The organism is Pseudomonas psychrophila HA-4 (assembly GCF_000282975.1).
GTDB classification, from domain to species: Bacteria; Pseudomonadota; Gammaproteobacteria; order Pseudomonadales; family Pseudomonadaceae; genus Aquipseudomonas; species Aquipseudomonas psychrophila_A.
Window position 1 is genome coordinate 1 of sequence record NZ_ALJC01000106.1, and the last position, 20,499, is coordinate 20,499.

The 20,499-nt window shown below is 56.0% G+C and carries 15 protein-coding genes and 1 other RNA gene; 8 read left to right on the plus strand and 8 right to left on the minus strand.

Features of this window, described 5'->3' with window-relative positions:
* Positions 1-61: 61 nt before the first annotated feature.
* Positions 62-619 carry a TetR/AcrR family transcriptional regulator gene (locus B347_RS0117120; protein ID WP_019410918.1) on the minus strand — a complete coding sequence of 186 codons (558 nt, stop codon included), beginning with the start codon at positions 617-619 and terminating at the stop codon, positions 62-64.
* Between the two features lie 138 nt (positions 620-757).
* The gene (locus B347_RS26035) at positions 758-925 is read right to left on the minus strand and encodes a DUF2897 family protein (RefSeq protein ID WP_019410919.1); all 168 of its coding nucleotides are present in this window, start codon (positions 923-925) and stop codon (positions 758-760) included.
* Positions 926-1,156: 231 nt separating this feature from the next.
* On the opposite strand from B347_RS26035, the gene pyrF reads away from it, so the two are divergent.
* Positions 1,157-1,855: an orotidine-5'-phosphate decarboxylase gene (gene pyrF, locus B347_RS0117130; RefSeq protein ID WP_192812387.1), complete on the plus strand. Its 699-nt coding sequence runs from the start codon at positions 1,157-1,159 to the stop codon at positions 1,853-1,855.
* 46 nt (positions 1,856-1,901) lie between these two features.
* Here the strand turns inward: pyrF and B347_RS0117135 are convergent, their stop codons facing one another.
* Entirely contained in the window at positions 1,902-2,906 is a 1,005-nt protein-coding gene (locus B347_RS0117135; RefSeq protein WP_019410921.1) for an NADP-dependent oxidoreductase, read from the minus strand.
* A gap of 194 nt (positions 2,907-3,100) precedes the next feature.
* On the opposite strand from B347_RS0117135, the gene B347_RS0117140 reads away from it, so the two are divergent.
* Complete coding sequence (locus B347_RS0117140) at positions 3,101-3,862, plus strand: SDR family oxidoreductase (protein ID WP_019410922.1); 762 nt, start codon at positions 3,101-3,103, stop codon at positions 3,860-3,862.
* A gap of 123 nt (positions 3,863-3,985) precedes the next feature.
* Here the strand turns inward: B347_RS0117140 and B347_RS0117145 are convergent, their stop codons facing one another.
* Positions 3,986-5,176, minus strand: a complete 1,191-nt coding sequence (locus tag B347_RS0117145) for a benzoate/H(+) symporter BenE family transporter (protein ID WP_019410923.1) — start codon at positions 5,174-5,176, stop codon at positions 3,986-3,988.
* Between the two features lie 243 nt (positions 5,177-5,419).
* Between B347_RS0117145 and B347_RS0117150 the strand changes: the two genes are divergently transcribed.
* A complete protein-coding gene (locus B347_RS0117150; RefSeq protein WP_019410924.1) occupies positions 5,420-6,172 on the plus strand; it encodes a GntR family transcriptional regulator in 753 nt (250 codons plus the stop codon).
* A gap of 98 nt (positions 6,173-6,270) precedes the next feature.
* Here the strand turns inward: B347_RS0117150 and guaD are convergent, their stop codons facing one another.
* From guaD to xdhA, 4 genes are read right to left on the minus strand one after another with little or no spacing between them, the layout of a single operon-like run.
* Positions 6,271-7,569 (minus strand): guanine deaminase, encoded by a 1,299-nt coding sequence (guaD, locus tag B347_RS0117155; protein ID WP_019410925.1) that lies wholly within the window; start codon positions 7,567-7,569, stop codon positions 6,271-6,273.
* Positions 7,570-7,577: 8 nt separating this feature from the next.
* The gene (gene xdhC / locus B347_RS0117160) at positions 7,578-8,435 is read right to left on the minus strand and encodes a xanthine dehydrogenase accessory protein XdhC (protein ID WP_019410926.1); all 858 of its coding nucleotides are present in this window, start codon (positions 8,433-8,435) and stop codon (positions 7,578-7,580) included.
* Positions 8,428-10,833 (minus strand): xanthine dehydrogenase molybdopterin binding subunit, encoded by a 2,406-nt coding sequence (xdhB, locus tag B347_RS0117165; RefSeq protein WP_019410927.1) that lies wholly within the window; start codon positions 10,831-10,833, stop codon positions 8,428-8,430. The genes xdhC and xdhB overlap by 8 nt, the downstream gene beginning before the upstream one ends.
* A complete protein-coding gene (xdhA, locus tag B347_RS0117170; protein WP_019410928.1) occupies positions 10,826-12,280 on the minus strand; it encodes a xanthine dehydrogenase small subunit in 1,455 nt (484 codons plus the stop codon). Before xdhA ends, xdhB begins: the two co-directional genes overlap by 8 nt.
* Before the next feature lie 224 nt (positions 12,281-12,504).
* Between xdhA and B347_RS0117175 the strand changes: the two genes are divergently transcribed.
* The 5 genes from B347_RS0117175 to ffs all read left to right on the plus strand — a co-directional run.
* Positions 12,505-13,164 (plus strand): GntR family transcriptional regulator, encoded by a 660-nt coding sequence (locus tag B347_RS0117175; RefSeq protein ID WP_019410929.1) that lies wholly within the window; start codon positions 12,505-12,507, stop codon positions 13,162-13,164.
* A gap of 2 nt (positions 13,165-13,166) precedes the next feature.
* Positions 13,167-16,655 carry a chromosome segregation protein SMC gene (smc, locus tag B347_RS0117180; RefSeq protein WP_019410930.1) on the plus strand — a complete coding sequence of 1,163 codons (3,489 nt, stop codon included), beginning with the start codon at positions 13,167-13,169 and terminating at the stop codon, positions 16,653-16,655.
* Positions 16,656-16,912: 257 nt separating this feature from the next.
* A complete protein-coding gene (zipA, locus tag B347_RS0117185; RefSeq protein ID WP_019410931.1) occupies positions 16,913-17,788 on the plus strand; it encodes a cell division protein ZipA in 876 nt (291 codons plus the stop codon).
* Between the two features lie 96 nt (positions 17,789-17,884).
* On the plus strand, positions 17,885-20,245 hold the full coding sequence (gene ligA / locus B347_RS0117190; RefSeq protein WP_019410932.1) for an NAD-dependent DNA ligase LigA: 2,361 nt from the start codon (positions 17,885-17,887) through the stop codon (positions 20,243-20,245).
* A gap of 177 nt (positions 20,246-20,422) precedes the next feature.
* Positions 20,423-20,499, plus strand: an RNA gene (gene ffs / locus B347_RS26040) — signal recognition particle sRNA small type; the annotation flags it as partial.

Here is a 20,499-nt window from a genome sequence, read left to right on the forward strand (position 1 = left end):
TCAGCTAAGCGCTTTGAATGTGGGGTTTATGGAGCGCTTACTTTGTTTTTTGCGATTGAGCTTATTCAACCGGTTGCTTAAGCGTATTGCGCGTCACATCCAGTATTTTTTCTCTTAACGCATCACTTTCTGCGCTGCGAGCAAGCACCAGTGCCCCTACCAGGGTCGCGAAGATCATGATGCTTTTCTCTTCTGTATCAGAGCCTTGCAACGTATTCTCAATTTGTTTGAGTCGAGCATTAATCACAGCATCAGTGATTGGGCTAGCAATCCCTTGTCTTGCCATTTCGGCAGACATTGTCGGCAGTGGGCAGCCTTCGTGCGGTGAGGTCACGTGCCACTCCGACAGGTAGGTTTCTATAAAGGTGTTCAGCGGCTGGGTTTGATTGAATATTTCCGCACACATACCTTCTACTTCGCCAGCAGCTTGCTCTAGTGCTTTTTCTACTAGTTCGTTTTTGGAGGCAAAGTGGGCATAGAAGCCACCGTGTGTCAGACCCAGTGATTTCATGAGGGGGTGCAAGCCTGTAGCCCCAATCCCGTCTCTTCGAAAGAGTCCAGCGGCTTCTTTGATGATGCGCTCATGGGTCAGGGCTTTATGATTTTGTGAGTACCTCATGGCAGCCGTCTCTTTAATGCAATAAATGCATCATAGCGTTGAGTCTCAATGCTTAACACGTTTGTTTCGCGTATTTGTATTTTGAGAGTTGCTCTCAGAATTCAATTTCTTGATTTCCCGCTGAGAGCGACATCTCTGTTACTTGTCCCTTGATTCTTTTGCATCCATCTCAGCATTGCGCTCAGCAACACGCTTGCGCTGCTCATCGGTCAGTTCAACTTTGTTAGCCGTGTCACGTAAGGTCATCAGGCCGCCGACAATGGCGCCGATGGCTACGATGAGAATTAACCAAGCATACCAGGGCATTGTTTTCTCCTTGATGAGCAAGAGGCTGGGCAAAAAATTTGCGCCGCGTGTTGCTGTCTATTCTATTGAGTGCGTGAGTAGGTAGTGGTTTCATTGTAGGCCGGTTATCTTTTTGTGCGCGATGCTGCGTCTGAAGATGATTAAAGTCATGAAAATACGATCATCGGGTGCCGGTTGACGGCTGCTTCCGCTACAATGCGCGCCGATTTCGACCAGCCTGAGAACCCGCTAATGTCCGACTGCCAGACTCCTATCATCGTCGCCCTGGATTTCCCGACGCGTGACGCCGCACTGAAATTGGCTGATCAGTTGGACCCTAAACTGTGCCGCGTAAAAGTGGGCAAAGAGCTGTTTACCAGTTGTGCGGCGGACATCGTCGGCACCCTGCGTGATAAAGGCTTTGAGGTGTTCCTGGATCTTAAATTCCATGACATCCCAAATACCACGGCAATGGCCGTTAAGGCCGCAGCCGAGATGGGCGTATGGATGGTTAACGTTCACTGCTCGGGTGGTCTGCGCATGATGGCGGCGTGCCGAGAAGAGTTGGACAAGCGTACCGGGCCTCAGCCGCTGCTGATTGGTGTCACCGTATTGACCAGTATGGAACGTGAAGACCTCGCAGCAATCGGCTTGGATATCGAGCCTCAAGAGCAAGTTTTGCGTTTGGCTGCTCTGGCCCAGAAGGCCGGGATGGATGGGTTGGTCTGCTCGGCTTTGGAAGCGCAAGCGCTGAAAGCCGCTCACCCATCGCTGCAACTGGTGACGCCGGGGATTCGTCCTGCTGGCAGCGCACTGGATGACCAGCGTCGGATTCTGACTCCGCGCCAAGCGTTGGATGCGGGTTCCGATTACCTGGTCATTGGCCGCCCAATCAGCCAGGCCGCTGATCCGGCCAAAGCATTGGCTGCTGTTGTTGCCGAAATAGCTTAAGTGCAGCTGTTATGTCGCCGCAGCCTGGACTGCGGCGACGTAAGTTTTAAACCTTCAGTATCAACTTGCCGAAGTTCTCTCCGCTAAACAGCTTTAGCAGGCTTTCTGGAAAGGTTTCCAGTCCTTCGACAATATCTTCTTTGCTTATCAGTTGGCCTTTGTCCAACCAACCTGCCATTTCTTGCCCGGCCTCGACATAACGATCGGCATAGTCCATCACCACAAAGCCTTCCATGCGTGCACGGTTAACCAGCAGCGATAGATAGTTCGCCGGGCCTTTGACGGCTTCTTTATTGTTGTACTGGCTGATAGCGCCGCAAATGATCACGCGGGCTTTGTAGTTCAGGCGACTGAGCACGGCATCAAGAATGTCGCCGCCTACGTTGTCGAAATACACATCGACGCCTTTAGGGCATTCGCGTTTCAGGCCAGCGAGAACCTCTTCGTTCTTGTAGTCAATGACGCCGTCAAAACCCAGCTTTTCAACCAGATAAGCGCACTTTTCTTTGCCGCCTGCGATACCCACCACGCGGCAGCCCTTTAACTTGGCAATCTGTCCGGCAATGCTGCCGACGGCACCCGCAGCACCAGAAATAACCACTGTGTCACCGGCTTTAGGCGCGCCGACTTCGAGTAAAGCGAAGTAGGCGGTCATGCCCGTCATACCCAGTGCCGACAAATACACAGGCAAGGGCACCAGCTTAGGGTCTACCTTGTAGAAGCCGCGCGGCTCACCGACGTAGTAATCCTGCACCCCCAGTGCACCGTTTACATAGTCGCCGATAGCAAAACCTGGATGCTTTGAAGCAATTACTTTGCCGACCCCCAGTGCGCGCATCACCTCGCCCAAACCCACAGGCGGAATGTAGGACTTGCCTTCATTCATCCAGCCACGCATCGCCGGGTCGAGGGACAAGTATTGATTTTTTACCACTATCTGTCCGTCGCCGGGCTCTGCAAGGGGGACTTGCTGATAGGTAAAGGTATCGCGGGTGGCTGCTCCGACTGGGCGTTTGGCGAGAAGGAATTGGCGGTTAGTCTCGGCGGTCATCGTAGGCACTCATCATTAAGGCAAAGTCTGTTGATAGCCGTTCTTGGCTGTCACAGCAAGTTAATGAGGCTTTACGAATGTTTTTCTATCCGCTGGCGTGATTTTAGTAGGCAGGTTTTCATCCTTTCGAATAATAAGTGTCGGGTAGCGCGGGCCTACACTGAATATGTCTTTCCCCTTCGAGGATAAAAACCATGAGCATGACGTTTTCGGGTCAGGTGGCGGTGGTCACGGGTGGTGGCGCGGGCATAGGACGAGCCACTGCGCTGGCTTTTGCGGCTGAGGGCTTGAAAGTAGTCGTGGCTGATCTGGATGCCGCAAGCGGGGAGGGGACTGTTGAACAGATCAAGGCCGGCGGTGGCATTGCCGTATTTGTGCGCTGCAATGTGACCCTTGAGGTCGATGTGAAGCAATTGATGGAACAGACCATTAACACTTACGGACGTTTGGACTACGCCTTCAACAACGCCGGTATCGAGATTGAACACGGACGCTTGGCCGATGGGACGCAAGATGAGTTCGACGCGATCATGGGAGTCAACGTCAAAGGTGTCTGGTTGTGTATGAAGTATCAGTTGCCGCTAATGCTGAATCAGGGCGGTGGTGCCATCGTCAATACCGCCTCGGTGGCGGGGCTGGGCGCTGCTCCCAAAATGAGCATTTACTCGGCGTCCAAGCATGCAGTGATTGGCCTGACTAAGTCGGCGGCCATTGAATATGCCAAGAAAAACATCCGCGTTAACGCGGTGTGCCCGGCGGTCATCGACACCGACATGTTCCGTCGCGCCTATGAGACAGACCCTAAAAAAGCTGAGTATGCTGCGGCCGTTCATCCTATAGGCCGTATTGGTAAGGTTGAAGAGGTAGCGAGTGCCGTGCTCTATCTGTGCTCGGACGGCGCTGCGTTTACCACGGGCCACGCCTTGGCCATTGATGGCGGGGCGATGGCAATTTAATAAGACGCTCTGTAGCCGCTGCGTAAGGCTGCGATAAGGTCCGAAGGGCCTTCAAGGCGAAGGGGTACGGAACCCATCGCAGCCTCGCACTTCGACCGCGGCGACAGATTTTATGTGTGCTGGCTAGCGGGTTCTCCAGTTCAAGATCATCAAGGTCAACACGCCTGCCACAATGCCCCAGAAAGCTGAGCCGATCGAAAACAGACTCATGCCCGATGCGGTGACCATAAATGTCACCAGCGCAGCTTCACGCTCTTTCGATTCGCTCATGGCTATCGTCAGGCCGTTGATGATTGAGCCGAACAAGGCCAGCGCTGCAATCGACAACACCAGTTCTTTGGGTAGCGCAGCAAACAGAGCGGCCAGCGTGGCACCAAAGACCCCGGCAATGCCGTAGAAAACTCCGCACCACATGGCCGCCGTGTAACGCTTTTTAGGATCTTCGTGGGCATGCGGCCCGGTACAGATCGCGGCGCTGATGGCGGCAAGGTTTACCCCGTGTGAACCGAACGGGGCAAGCAGCAACGAGGCGACACCGGTCGCGGTAATCAGGGGTGAAGCTGGCACGGTATAGCCGTCGGCCCGCAATACCGCGACCCCCGGCATGTTTTGCGACGTCATGGCGACTACAAACAGCGGGATACCAATACTGATGGTGGCCGCCAGCGAGAATGACGGCGTGGTCCATACTGGCACCGCAACTTCAAGCGCAAAGCCGCTGAAATCCAAGAGCCCGAGCAGGCCCGAGATCAACGTGCCAATCACCAGAGCTGCCAGCACGGCGTAGCGCGGTGACAGGCGCTTGACGATGAGATAGGTGAAAAACATCCCGATGACTAAACCGGTGCGATGTTGTACGGCAACGAAAATTTCGCTGCCGATCTTGAACAAGATGCCTGCCAGCAACGCTGCTGCCAGAGAGGATGGGATTCGTTTGACCAGGCGCTCAAAACTGCCAGTCACACCGCAGATGATGACCAGCACGGCACAGGTGATGTAAGCGCCGATTGCTTCGTGGTAGCTAACGCCGCCCAAACTGGTGATCAGCAGCGCCGCGCCCGGCGTTGACCACGCGACTGTAATCGGGGTGCGATAACGCAAGGATAAGCCTATGCTGCAAACTGCCATGCCAATTGACAGCGCCCAGATCCATGAAGAAATTTGCCCCGTAGTCAAACCGGCTGCCTGACCAGCTTGAAACATCAGTACTAATGAACTGGTATAGCCGGTCATCATCGCAATGAAGCCTGCGACCACTGCTGAAGGTGAGGTGTCGGCCAAAGGATGCAAGCGCGGCTGAGTGGCGTCGGTCATAAAACGCAATTCCTTGTACTGAACAAAGTGTTCTTCAATAGAGTTCGAGCAGAGCGCAAGCCTAAACGCAAAAGTAACATTTCATTGCAATACAGCCGGTGGCGCAAATGACCGTACAGTCGTGCTCGCACTCGTGCTTGTGTACAATGCGGCCTGTTTTTTTGCATTAATTCATTGCCAGCGACGCCCGTTTACGTATTAACGTAACGCCTTATTCGCCGCCGCTTTCCCATTCGAGTGCCCATGAACGAACAGTTGCAGCCTCTCAAGAAACCCTCACGCGCAGGCAAGGCCGGCCGCAGTGGAACCCAGGACGATATTGTCTACGCGCATATTTTTGAGGCGATTCTCGAACAGCGTTTGGCGCCGGGCACCAAATTGAGTGAAGAAGCGCTGGGTGAAATCTTTGGGGTGAGCCGCACCATCATTCGTCGAGCACTCTCGCGCCTGGCCCATGAAGGCGTTGTGCTGTTACGCCCAAATCGCGGTGCAGTGGTGGCGAGTCCGAGCGTAGAGGAAGCGCGTCAGGTGTTTTTTGCCCGGCGCATGGTAGAAAAAGCCATCACTGAATTGGCCGTCAATCACTCCACGGCTGATGATCTGGCTGAGTTGCGCAAGATGGTGCAAGACGAGCGCGACAGTTTCTCGCGCGGTGATCGTGGTGCTGGCATTCGACTGTCTGGCGAGTTCCACTTGAAGCTGGCGGAAGCGGCAAAGAATGCGCCGCTGATCAGCTTCCAGCGCAGCTTGGTGTCGCAAACATCGCTGATTATTGCCCAATACGAGAGCGGCAATCGCTCACACTGCTCCTATGACGAGCACATGCAACTGATCGATGCGATCGAAGCACGCGATGCTGCGTTGGCGGTGAATCTGATGATGCACCACATGGATCACATCGACAGCAAGCTCAACCTCGACGAAGAAAGCGCCTCGGATGATCTGCACGCGGTGTTCTCACACCTGCTGCAAACCAAAGGCAAAAACCAGCGTTAATCTGTAGGAGCTGCCGCTGGCTGCGATCTTTTCAAGATCAAAAGATCGCGAGCAATCGAGCGTCGTCCGGCTGCTCCTACACAGTTTTACTCCGTCTCTTAACGCTGATGCACCAGGTTCCCTGCTGCGTACGTTTGCTCAACCGTGCGGTCATCACCCAAGGTCATCAATACAAACAACGTTTCTGCGATGTTTTTTGATTGCTGTAGGCGATAGCTCATCAGCGGTGTGGCGTTGTAATCCAGCACTACGAAGTCTGCGTCGCTGCCGGGTGTCAGGTTGCCGATCTTGTCTTCCAGACGCAGTGCGCGCGCGCCGCCCAAGGTTGCTAAGTACAGCGATTTGAATGGGTTGAGGCGTGCGCCTTGCAGTTGCATGACCTTGTAGGCTTCATTCAACGTGTTGAGCAGCGAAAAGCTGGTGCCCGCACCTACGTCGGTACCCAAACCAACATTGAGTTTATGTTTTTCGGCCATCGGCAGGTTAAACAGGCCGCTGCCTAGAAATAGGTTGGATGTTGGGCAGAAAGCCACCGCAGATCCTGTTTCAGCCAAGCGCGCGCATTCTTCGTCACACAAATGCACGCCGTGGGCAAATACCGAGCGTTCGCCCAATAGCTGGTAATGGTCGTACACGTCCAGATAGCCCTTACGCTCCGGAAACAGCGATTTAACCCACTCGATTTCCTGGAGGTTTTCGCTGATATGGGTATGTAGGTACACATCCGGGTATTCGCTCAGCAACTTGCCCGCCAAGGTTAATTGTTCCGGGGTGCTGGTCGGCGCGAAACGCGGGGTCACGGCGTAATGCAGGCGACCTTTGCCATGCCAGCGTTCGATCAGCGCCTTGCTGTCGTTGTAGCCAGTTTCTGGCGTATCTGTCAGATAGTCTGGTGCGTTGCGGTCCATCATCACTTTGCCCGCGATCAGACGCAGGTCCAGACGTTGTGCGGCCTCGAACAGGGCGTCCACCGATTGCGGGTGCACACTGCCAAACACCAATGCAGTTGTGGTGCCGTTGCGCAACAGTTCCTTAAGGAAAATATCCGCCACTTTTTCAGCGTGTACCTTGTCCGCGAACTGGTCTTCGCAGGGGAAGGTATAGGTATTAAGCCAGTCGAGTAACTGCTCGCCGTAGGCACCAATCATCCCGGTTTGTGGGAAGTGAATATGCGTGTCGATAAAGCCCGGTGTAATCAGCGCATCGCTGTAGAAGGTGATGTCGGTGTCGGCGGCCAATGTGGTGAGCAATTCACTGGCGTGCCCCAGCGCTTTGATTTTGCCGTCTTCGACCACCAGCAAGCCATCTTCAAAATACTCGTAGGAGGCCTCGATCCCGACTTCGGCAGGGTCGGCGATGCTGTGCAGGATGGCGGCGCGATAGGCTTTACAGGTCATAACAACTCTCAGTGCGTGGCATGGCTGCGTCGTGAAGACGGCAGCAATTGTTTAATCGGTTCAACCCCAACAGGGGCGGCGCAGTCGGTGTGCTGGCCAAAATGGGCGTTATAGGTGGCGATGACTTCGCCGGCGATAGAGATCGCAATTTCAATCGGTAACTTGCCTTTGACTTCACTCAAGCCCATAGGACAGTGCATTCGCTGCACATGGGCGGCGCTGATGCCTCGTTCGTGCAGGCGATGTTCGAACTTCATGCGCTTGGTTTTAGAACCAATCAAGCCGAAATAGGTAAAGTCGTTGCGTTTGAGCAAGGCGGCGCTGAGTTCTAGGTCAAGGGCGTGATTATGCGTCATGACGATGCAGTAGCAACCCGCAGGCAGCTCATTGATCTCATCGACCGGGTCTTCGGTCACGATTTTGCGCACGCCGTCCGGGATGAGCGCAGGAAACTCCTGCTCTCGCGAGTCGATCCAGCGCACCCGGCACGGCAGGCTGGCCAGCAACGGCACCAATGCGCGGGCGACATGGCCGGCACCGAACACGGCGATTTGCGCCTGCACTTGGCACATAGGTTCAAATAGCAGCACCGCGACACCGCCACAGCATTGGCCGAGGCTGGCGCCGAGACTAAAACGTTGTAGATGCGGCCCTTGCTTGTGGGCGCTGAGCATTTCGCGGGCAATGCCCATTGCCTTGAATTCCAAATGCCCGCCACCGATGGTGTCGAATATCCGGTCGGCGCTGATGACCATTTTTGAGCCTGCATTGCGTGGCGTCGAGCCTTGCTCTTCGATGATGGTCACCAATACGCAGGGCTCACCCCGTTGCTGTAAATCGGCCAGCGCGCTGATCCAATTATTCATGGTTTCCCCCTCGCTCCTGTGCGGCGCTGCCTTCAGTAGCGGCCACAGCGTTGCGCATCTGCTCACACCCCCACAACACCCGTTCCGGGGTGGCGGGGGCGTTGATAGAGGGCTGCACGCGATAATCAGCCAGGCTCGCGACGGCGTCTTTAATGGCGCACCATGCAGCGATGCCGAGCATAAAGGGCGGCTCGCCCACGGCTTTGGAGTGAAATACCGTGTCTTCCGGGTTCTTGCGGTTTTCGACCAGCGTGACCCGCAAATCCAAGGGCATGTCGGCTACGGCCGGGATCTTGTAGCTGGCCGGGCTATTGGTCATCAGCTTACCTTTGGCGTTCCACACCAACTCTTCCATGGTCAGCCAGCCAGCGCCCTGAACATAGCCGCCTTCAACTTGGCCGATGTCGATGGCTGGGTTTAGCGAGGCACCCACGTCATGCAGGATATCGGTGCGCAACATTTTGTATTCGCCGGTCAGGGTGTCGACGATCACTTCCGCGCATGCGGCTCCAAAGGCGTAGTAGTAAAACGGGCGACCGCGCGCCTGACTGCGGTCGTAAAAAATCTTCGGCGTTTTGTAGTAGCCGGTACTCGACAGTGAGACCTGACCAAAATACGCCTGCTGTATCAGTGCTTCAAAGCTCAGGATGCGCTCACCAACGCGTACCAAACCGTTATGAAAAACCACGTCCTGTGCCTTGACCTGATAGTTGCTGGCAGCAAATTCAATGAGTCGTTGCTTGATGATTTCGGCTGCGTTCTGCGCTGCTTTGCCATTCAGGTCGGCGCCGCTGGACGCCGCGGTCGGCGAAGTGTTGGGCACTTTGTCGGTGTTAGTGGCGGTGATCTGCACGCGGCTGATCTCGACTTGAAACACTTCGGCCACCACTTGCGCGACTTTGACGTTCAGGCCTTGGCCCATTTCGGTGCCGCCGTGGTTCAAATGGATGCTGCCGTCAGTGTAGATATGGATCAGTGCCCCGGCTTGATTGAGAAAGCTGGCAGTGAACGAAATACCGAACTTCACCGGTGTCAGGGCCAGCCCCTTTTTAAGAATCGGGCTGTTGGCGTTGAAGGCCTGGATAGCAGCGCGACGCTGTGAGTATTGGCTGCTGGCCTCCAGGTCTGCGGTCATTTCGTGAAGCAAGTTGTGCTCTACGGTTTGGTAATAGTGGGTCACGTTACGGTCGGTTTTGCCGTAGTAATTAGCCTTGCGCACCGCCAGCGGATCGAGCCGCAAATGACGGGCAATTCGATCCATAACCTCTTCGATGGCGACCATTCCTTGGGGGCCGCCGAAGCCTCGATACGCGGTGTTCGAGGCGGTGTTGGTTTTGCAGCGATGGCCATTGATGGTGGCATCGCCCAAGTAATAAGCGTTGTCTGCGTGAAACATGGCGCGGTCGACAATCGACCCGGACAAGTCAGGTGAATAGCCACAGTTGCCTGCCAGATCCAATTGGATGCCTTGCAACTGGCCGTTATCGTCGAAACCAACGTCGTACTCGATATAAAACGGGTGCCGCTTGCCGGTCATCTGCATGTCTTCGACCCGTGGCAGGCGCATCTTGGTCGGCTGACCGGTCAGGTGCGCCACCACTGCGCACAAGCAGGCGGGGCTTGCGGCCTGTGTTTCCTTACCTCCGAAGCCGCCCCCCATGCGGCGCATGTCGACGACGATTTTGTTCATCGACACACCGAGCACTTCGGCTACCAGCTTCTGGATTTCTGTCGGGTGCTGGGTCGAGCTGTAGACGATCATGCCGCCGTCTTCGGTGGGCATGACCGAAGAGATTTGGGTCTCTAGGTAAAAGTGTTCTTGCCCGCCGATATGCAGGCTGCCTTGCAACCGATGAGTTGCTTTGGCCAGCGCCGTGGCAGAGTCACCGCGCTGGTGAGTATGGCTGTCGAGCACGAAGTGCTTCTTACGCAGCGCTTCAACCACATCCAGCACCGGATCGAGGTCTTCGTACTCAATAATTGCCGCCATCGCCGCTTCGCGCGCGGTGTCCATATTACAAGCGGCCACGGCCAGCACCGGCTGCCCGACATACTCCACTTTATCGATGGCCAGTAACGGGTCGCCGGGTAGCAGCGGGCCGATGTCCTTAAGGCCTGGGATGTCTTCATGGGTGATGACCAGGCGCACGCCGGCAAACGCGTAGCACGGCGTTGTGTCGACGTGAATGATTCGGGCATGAGCCCGGTCAGACAAGCGTGCATAAACGTGTAACTGGTTCGCAAACTCCAGTCGGTCATCGATGTACTGCGCTTCGCCAGACACATGCTTTTCGGCGCTGTCATGCTTGACGCTACGCCCGACACCGGTTTTCAGATCCTGCATGAATAGGGCGCTTAACTCGGCCTGCGACGGTTCGATCGGGTGATGATTAGACATAAGCAGTCACCCGCGTTTGAAGGTTTGGTGTTTGCTGTTCGATGAAGTATTTACGCAGCAGGTTTTGCGCACTCAACAGGCGATATTCCCTGCTGGCGCGAAAGTCCGAGAGCGGGCTGAAATCCTCCGCTAAGGCGGTGCAGGCCCGCTCCACGGTGGCTGTGTTCCAGGGCGAACCGTTCAAGGCGGCTTCGCAGGCGCTGGCGCGTTTGGGCGTAGCCGCCATGCCGCCGTAGGCCACCCGGGCTTCGATTACCACGCCGTTGTCGATCTGTAGATTGAACGCGGCACACACTGCGCTGATGTCGTCATCCAGACGTTTGGAGACTTTGTAGGCACGAAACAGATGGCTTGCTTTGGCGCGCGGGATGACGATTTTTTCGATAAATTCGCCTTCTGCGCGGGCGGTTACCCGATAGTCAATGAAGTAGTCCTCAAGCGCCAATGTGCGGTGTGTCTGGCCTTTGCGCAATATCAGGTATGCGCCGAGGGCAATCAGTAACGGCGGCGAATCACCAATTGGCGAGGCGTTGCCGATGTTGCCGCCCAGCGTGCCCTGGTTGCGGATTTGCAGCGAGGCGAAGCGTTGTAACAGCTCGCCGAAGTCCGAGTATTCAGCCTTGAGCGTGCTGTAGGCATCCGTCAGCGACACCGCAGCGCCGACTTCGAGGCGATCGGCGAAGCACTCTATACGCTTCATCTCGGCAACCTGTCCCAGGTAAATCATCTCGGGCAAGGGACGATGAAGCTGCGTGACCTCCAGCGCCAAATCGGTACCGCCCGCCAGCAAGCGAGCCTGCGGGTGAGCCTCGTATAGGTGCGCCAGCTCAGTGATGTTCACGGGCAGCAGGCAACGTTTGCCGCCGCTGTTCAGTTCGCCGGTCCCGCTTGGCGTAATGGCCTTGAGCTTGGCGAGGGTTGCAGCCTGCTGTGCCTCAAACTGGTCTTCTGGGTGGGCGTGGCAAGCTTGCTCGGCGGCGGCCAGAATCGGTCGATAGCCGGTGCAGCGACACAGATTGCCAGCAAGCGCTTCATGGGCTTGATGACTGTCGGCGTCCAGGCAGTTTTTTTGCAGTGCAAACAGCGACATCACAAAGCCAGGCGTACAAAAACCGCACTGTGAGCCGTGGCAGTCGACCATGGCTTGTTGCACGCTGTGCAGCCGGCCTTGGTGCTTAAGGTCTTCGACGCTGATCAATTGCTTGCCATGCAAGGCAGCCACAAACGTCAGGCATGAATTGAGGCTGCGGTAACGCAGGCTTTCAATGCCCTGATCATCGACATGCCGTTCGCCCACCACCACTGTGCATGCGCCGCAATCACCACTGGCACAACCTTCCTTGGTACCGGGCTTGTGCAGGTGCTGGCGCAGGTAGTTGAGCACAGTCAGATTCGGGTCCAGAGTGTGCTCAGTGCGTACTGTCTGATTGAGTAAAAACTGGATCACGGGAGGCCTCGCAACATCATTGTTTTTGTCTGGCGGGATGAGCTGAATCTAGTCATTGCTGACTCTAGGGTCAAGAAATGAGGCTCGGTCATCCCGATGTTTGATCGTTGGAAGGTTTATTTGCTTATATCGTGCCAATTTCAACGACTGAGACACTCTGCGGGCAGCTCGCAAGTGGGTTACACTTCGCCGCTTGCACTGATCTAAGATTTTGAAGGTAAAACATGACGTTCAAGGCGCCGGATAGTCTCGCCGAGCAAATCGCTCACCACCTCGCCGAACGGATTATTCGTGGCGAGCTCAAGCCTGGGGAACGCATCCAAGAACAGAAGGTAACGCTGGCGCTTAATGTCAGTCGTGGCTCTGTGCGTGAGGCGTTGCTTATCCTTGAGCGCCGACATTTGATTGCCATCCTTCCGCGGCGTGGCGCCCATGTCACCGAGCTAACTGCGCACAAGGTGCAGAGCCTGTGTGCCTTAATGAGCGAAATGTACATTTTGCTCGGCAATGCGGTTGCCCAACGCTGGACCGTTCCGGCGGACCTAGGGCCCTTTCTGCAAATCCAACAACGTCTGACTGACAGCTATGAACGTCAGGACATCAGCGCCTTTGTTGAAGACAGCTTCAACGTGATGCGTGCTGCTTACCCATTTGCCGACAACCCGTACCTGCAAGAAACTGTCGAAAACCTGCACCCGGCCATGAGCCGTGCTTATTACTTGGCGCTAGAAAAACGCAAGGCTGAGATGAGCGAGTTCCTGGCGCTGTTTGCAGAGTTGCTAGAAGCGGTTTTGGCACGTGATTTTTCGCAGATTCGTGTCGTACTGAGTCGTTATGCTCAGCGCAGTTGTGACCTGGTGTTGTCAGCCTTGACGGTTGCCTAAGCGTGCGCCTCAAGTGCATCAAGCTGGCGGGTTTCAAGTCTTTCGTTGACCCTACGACGGTTAACTTTCCGAGCAATATGGCAGCTGTTGTCGGCCCTAATGGTTGCGGCAAGTCGAACATTATCGACGCCGTGCGCTGGGTCATGGGCGAAAGCTCGGCCAAGAACCTGCGCGGCGAGTCGATGACCGATGTCATCTTTAACGGTTCCACCAGCCGCAAACCCGTGAGTCAGGCCAGTATCGAGCTGGTCTTTGATAACTCAGACGGTACGCTGCTGGGTGAATACGCGGCCTACGCCGAGATATCCATTCGCCGCAAAGTCACCCGCGACAGCCAGACCACGTACTACCTCAACGGCACCAAGTGCCGTCGCCGAGACATCACCGATATCTTCCTGGGTACCGGCCTGGGGCCGCGCAGCTACTCAATCATTGAGCAGGGCATGATCTCGAAACTGATCGAGTCCAAGCCTGAAGACTTGCGCAACTTTATCGAAGAGGCGGCCGGTATCTCCAAGTACAAGGAGCGTCGCCGCGAGACCGAAAACCGTATTCGTCGCACCCACGAAAACTTGGCGCGTCTGACCGACTTACGTGACGAACTGGGGCGCCAGCTTGAGCGTTTGCATCGTCAGGCGCAGGCAGCCGAGAAGTATCAGGAATACAAGGCCGAAGAGCGTCAGCTCAAGGCGCAGTTGTCAGCGTTGCGCTGGCAAGCCCTGAACGAGCAAGTAGGACAGCGCGAAGCCGTCATTGGCAACCAAGAAGTAAGCTTTGAAGCCTTGGTTGCAGACCAGCGTAACGCAGATGCCAGCATCGAACGCCTGCGTGACGGGCACCATGATCTGTCAGAACGCTTCAATTTGGTGCAGGGGCGCTTCTATTCGGTTGGTGGTGACATCGCTCGCGTTGAACAAAGCATTCAGCACGGTCAGCAGCGTTTGCGTCAGTTGCAAGATGACCTGCGTGAAGCCGAGCGTTCGCGTCTTGAAACCGAATCGCACCTGGGCCATGACCGCACAATGCTCGCGACCTTGGGCGAAGAACTCGACATGCTCGCCCCCGAGCAGGAGCTGACCAGCGCTGCGGCTGAAGAAGCGGCCGCAGCCCTCGAAGAATCCGAACACACGATGCACGGCTGGCAAGAACAGTGGGATGCCTTCAACCTGCGCTCGGCCGAACCGCAACGCCAATCTGAAGTGTTGCAGGCACGCATTCAACAGTTGGAAACCAGCATGGAGCGGGTGGCCGAGCGCCAGCGCCGAATGGCCGAAGAGCGCGCATTGCTGGCCGCAGACCCGGAAGATGCTGCGATCCTTGAGCTGAGTGAGCAACTGGCGACCAGTGAACTGACGCAAGAAGAGCTGCAGGCCAGCGAAGAGCAGGTCATCGAGCGCCTAGAGCATGTGCGCCACGAGCTGCAACAGGCTACGCAAAACCAACAGCAGGCTCAGGGTGAGTTGCAGCGGCTCAACGGCCGTCTGGCATCTCTTGAGGCGCTGCAACAAGCCGCGCTTGATCCGGGCACCGGTGCTGGCGAATGGCTACGCGAGCAGCAACTGGCTGAGCGCCCGCGTTTGGCCGAAGGCCTGCGGGTAGAAGCAGGCTGGGAGCTGGCGGTCGAAACCGTGCTGGGTGCTGACTTGCAAGCGGTGCTGGTGGATGACTTCTCGCAACTTGATCTGGCGGGCTTTGCGCAAGGCGATTTGCGCTTGTTCAGCGCTCACGTGCAGGCCGGTCGTGTGGCGGGCAGCCTGCTGGACAAAGTCGAGGCCGAATTCGATCTGGCGCCGTGGCTGGGGCAGGTCAAGCCGGTTGAAACCCTCGAGCTGGCGTTGGCCTTACGCGGCCAATTGACTGAAGGGCAAAGCCTAATCAGCCGCGACGGCTATTGGGTTGGGCGTAACTTTTTGCGGGTTCGACGGGCCAGCGAAGCCGAAAGTGGCGTGTTGGCCCGCGGTCAAGAAATCCAGCGTCTGGGCGTTGAGCGCGAAGAGCGTGAAGCGACCCTTGCTTCTCTTGAAGAGCAGTTGCAACGCTTGCGTGAGCAACAAGTCGCGCAAGAAGACGCCCGTGAGCAGGTTCGTCGCCGCTTGCAGGACGAAGCCCGTCAACAAGGTGAGATCAAGGCCAAGCTGTCTGCCAGCAAAGCCAAGGTCGAGCAATTGACCTTGCGCCGTAGACGCCTGGACGAAGAGCTGGCGGAGTTGGGCGAGCAGCGTGCGCTGGAGCATGAGCATGTTGGCGAAGCGCGTTTGCAATTGCAGGAAGCGCTGGACGCCATGGCCACAGATACAGCGCAGCGCGAGCTGTTATTGGCTCAGCGCGACAGCTTGCGCGAGCGGCTGGACCGCGTGCGCCAAGAGGCGCGTCAGCACAAAGATCACGCGCATCAGTTAGCAGTTCGCTTGGGCTCGCTTAGGGCGCAGCACGATTCCACCCGTCAAGCACTTGAGCGTCTGGAGTTGCAGTCCGAACGGCTGGCTGAAAAGCGCGAGCAGCTCACACTCAACCTGGAGGAGGGCGAAGCACCGCTTGAAGAGCTGCGTCTCAAACTTGAAGAGTTACTCGACAAGCGCTTGAGCGTGGACGAAGAACTTAAAGTTGCGCAACTGGCACTGGAAGACGCCGATCGCGAACTGCGCGACGCCGAAAAACGTCGTAATCAGGCCGAGCAACAGTCTCAGTTGATTCGCGGTCAGCTTGAACAACAGCGCATGGAGTGGCAGGCGCTAACGGTTCGGCGTACTGCGTTGCAGGATCAGCTACTGGCAGACGGCTACGACTTGCACGGTGTGCTGGCAACATTGAGTAACGAACTAAATGAGCAGCAGGCCGAAGAAGAATTAGAGCGTATTGCTGCGCGTATTCAGCGTTTGGGCGCGATCAACCTTGCGGCCATTGATGAATACCAGCAGCAATCCGAGCGTAAACGTTATCTGGATGCCCAAGATGCTGATTTGGTCGAGGCGCTGGACACCCTAGAAAACGTTATTCGCAAGATCGACAAAGAAACCCGCAGCCGCTTCAAAGACACCTTTGATCAGATAAATGGTGGATTACAGGCGCTTTTCCCAAAAGTTTTCGGTGGCGGCAGCGCTTATTTGGAACTGACGGGCGAAGATTTACTCGATACAGGGGTAACGATCATGGCGCGGCCGCCGGGCAAGAAGAACAGCACGATTCATTTGCTGTCTGGTGGCGAGAAAGCGTTGACGGCGTTGGCATTGGTTTTTGCCATTTTCAAACTCAACCCGGCGCCGTTTTGCATGCTCGATGAAGTTGATGCGCCGCTTGATGATGCGAACGTGGGCCGGTATGCGCGCTTGGTTAAAGAGATGTCGCAGACCGTGCAATTCATCTACATCACGCACAACAAAATCGCCATGGAAATGGCTGATCAGTTGATGGGCGTGACGATGCATGAACCTGGTTGTTCACGTCTTGTTGCGGTTGATGTGGAGGAGGCAATGGCAATGGTCGATGCTTGAGCTATAAGCATGTAGGGCTAAAGAATTTTTCACGCAAGAAAAATCCTAGGATTTGGCTGATTTAGCGGGTTCGTCAGTCACCACATGTCTCTAACTCAAGGCGACAGACGGTGTAAAGTTATCTTTGGTCGTGTTAATTTAGCGTCTAATTTTTTTGTACGTGGAAAAACGCCATTCAGAACATAGAGTTGGCGCCGCGTTTTAAAGGGCTTTAGGCTCTTCTTCATAGAATCATTTTTTTAGGGGCACGGGATTACATGGAAATCGGTCTGCGCGAGTGGCTGATAGTCATCGGCATAGTGGTCATCGCCGGTATTCTTTTTGATGGCTGGCGCCGTATGCGTGGCGGCAAGGGCAAGCTTAAGTTTCGCCTTGATCGCAGTTTTTCCAACGTCCCGGATGAGGAGACCAGCGCTGAGTTGCTGGGTCCTGCGCGGGTCCTGGATACACCTAATCACAAAGAGCCGCAGTTGGATGAGCATGACTTGCCATCGGTGAGCATGCCGACCCGTGAAAAGGGCTCCAAGCGTGGCAAGCGTGGCGGTGAGCCAAGTCAAGGTGACTTGAACCTCAATCTTGATCTTGACGATGACGGCCCAAGCCTAAGCGCCCGTGATGACGATTTCCCTGCTGAAACCAAGCCGCGTGGTCGTCCTGCGCCTACCGTTTCGGCGGTAGAAAGCAAAGAGCCCGCACAGGCCGCTGAAGAAGTGCTGGTGATCAGTGTAATTTGCCGTGACCCTGCGGGCTTCAAAGGCCCGGCATTGCTGCAGAACATTCTTGAAAGTGGGTTGCGCTTTGGCGAGATGGATATTTTCCATCGTCACGAAAGCATGGCCGGTAATGGCGAAGTGCTCTTCTCGATGGCCAACGCCGTTAAGCCGGGTGTATTCGATCTGGACGACATTGATCTTTTCAGCACGCCGGCGGTGAGCTTCTTCCTCGGTCTGCCGGGTCCGCGTCATCCCAAGCAGGCGTTTGATGTCATGGTTGCCGCTGCGCGCAAGCTGTCCCAAGAGCTTAATGGCGAGCTTAAAGATGATCAGCGCAGTGTTCTGACGGCTCAGACCATCGAGCATTACCGCCAGCGCATCGTTGAATTCGAGCGCCGTGCCCTGACTCAAAAACGCTAAAAACGCTGGGAGCCGTGTGCATGCTCCCGCTGAATGCAAAATGAATTAACACTTGAGCAGCCTCGGCTGCTCTTTTGCTTTGTGAGAGAACACCCCATGACCGCCGCCAACACCCGCATTCTAGAGCTGCGCGCTGAACTGGATCAGCACAACTACCGTTACCACGTGCTCGACGAGCCGAGCATTCCGGACGCAGAGTACGACCGCCTGTTTCGTGAGTTGAAAGCGCTGGAAGCGGAGCACCCTGAGCTGGTAACGCCAGATTCGCCAACTCAGCGAGTCGGCAGTGCGGCCTTGTCTGCTTTCACTCAAGTGCGTCACGAAGTGCCCATGTTGAGCCTCGGCAACGCCTTTGATGAAACCGATATGCGCGAGTTTGATCGGCGTGTCAGCGAAGGTTTGGACCTGCCTGCGGGGGATCTTTTTGGCGGCGGCGCAGAAGTTGAATACAGTTGCGAGCCTAAGCTGGACGGCCTGGCGGTCAGTCTGCTGTACCAAGACGGCGTTTTGGTGCGCGGTGCCACGCGCGGTGATGGCGCTACCGGTGAAGATATCAGCGTCAACGTGCGTACTGTGCGCAACATTCCGCTCAAATTGCAGGGTAGCGGCTGGCCTGCCGTGCTTGAAGTGCGCGGCGAGGTCTTTATATCCAAGGCTGGTTTTGACCGTCTCAATGAGGCCCAGATCGCTGCGGGCGGTAAAACCTTTGCCAACCCGCGTAATGCGGCGGCAGGCAGCTTGCGTCAGTTGGACTCAAAAATCACCGCCAGCCGCCCGCTGGAATTCTGCTGCTACGGCTTAGGGCAAGTTTCTGAAGAGTTTTCAGACACCCATATCGGCAACCTCAAGCAGTTGCAGCAATGGGGTATGCCCATCAGTCACGAGCTGAAACTGGCCAAAGGCATTGCTGAATGTCTGGACTACTACCGCGATATTGGTGAGCGCCGTGCCGCTTTGGCTTACGAAATCGACGGCGTGGTGTTCAAGGTCAACAGTCTGGCCTCTCAACGCGAACTGGGTTTTCGTGCGCGGGAGCCACGCTGGGCCATCGCCCACAAATTCCCGGCCATGGAAGAGCTGACCGAACTACTAGATGTCGAGTTTCAAGTTGGGCGTACGGGTGCAGTAACGCCGGTGGCGCGCCTTAAGCCGGTCAAGGTGGCGGGCGTTACCGTGTCCAATGCCACGTTGCACAACATGGACGAAGTGGCGCGTTTGGGGCTGATGATTGGCGACACGGTGATTATTCGCCGTGCAGGCGATGTTATTCCGCAAGTGGTGCAAGTGGTGCTTGAGCGTCGCCCCAACGATGCGCGTGCGGTGCATATCCCAGAAAACTGCCCGGTGTGCGGTTCGCACGTTGAGCGCACGCAGTTGATCAAGCGCAGCAAGGGCCGTGAAACCATCAGCGAAGGCGCCGTGTATCGCTGCGTCGGGCGTCTGGCCTGTGGTGCTCAGCTTAAACAGGCAATCATCCACTTCGTCTCGCGACGCGCGATGGACATTGAAGGCTTGGGTGAAAAGAGCGTCGAGCAGCTGGTCGATGAAGGTCTAGTGAGCTCGCCTGCCGACCTGTACATCCTGTCGTTTGAACAAATTGTCGACCTCGAAGGCTTTGCTGAGTTATCGAGCAAAAACTTGCTTGAGGCCATTGCCGACAGCAAGCGTCCGACGTTGGCGCGTTTCATCTACGCTTTGGGTATTCCCGATGTAGGAGAAGAGACAGCCAAGGTGCTGGCGCGCTCATTGGCCTCTCTGGAGCGCGTACAGCGTGCTCTGCCGCAAGTGCTCACCTACTTGCCGGATGTCGGGCTTGAAGTGGCTCATGAGATCCACAGCTTCTTCAGTGATGACCATAACCAGCAAGTGATTGCTCAATTGCTGAAGCATGGCCTGGAATTGCAGGACCAGGGAGAGCTAGGCGCCGAGTTTGCCGCAAGTGCCACCTTGGGCGGGCTCATCGACAAACTGCACATCCCGTCCGTTGGGCCGGGCGGGGCGCAAAAGCTGGCAGACAAATTTGGCACGCTCCAAGGCGTTATCGATGCCGACTGGCTGGACATGCGTCAGGCCCTGCCTGAGAAGCAAGCCAAGGCAGTGCGTGAATTCTTCGATAACCAAGACAATGCCCGTCTGGCGCTGGCAGTCGAAGGGCAATTGCGCGACTTCGGCATGCATTGGCAAAGTGAGAAAAAAACCGTAGAAGGCCTGCCGTTGGCTGGGCAGACCTGGGTACTGACCGGTTCGCTGGAGTTAATGAGCCGTGACGTGGCCAAAGATAAGCTCGAAAGTTTGGGCGCCAAAGTCTCGGGTTCGGTCTCTGGCAAAACCCACTGCGTAGTGGCGGGGCCGGGGGCAGGTTCCAAATTGACCAAAGCCAATGAGTTAGGCCTCAAGGTGCTGGACGAGGAAGCATTTGTCGCGTTCCTCAAAGAGGAGGGTATCGCGCTCGAGTAACTCGGCAACTGCTACGTGCGTCATGGCGTCTCTCTCGCTTTAATTGGCTCTTGTCTTGGTCCGAATCCAAGTGCTTGAACCCATTCATTTTTTATTCTTGCAGCAGCGGTTGTAACTTTTCGTCAGATAGGTACAATGGCGCCGTTCGCTGCTAGGCGGATGTTGTTATGGTGACCCTATCGGTCCCTCCGCAACGATTACCCGTTAACCTGGTCAGATCCGGAAGGAAGCAGCCACAGCGGGAACATTGTGTG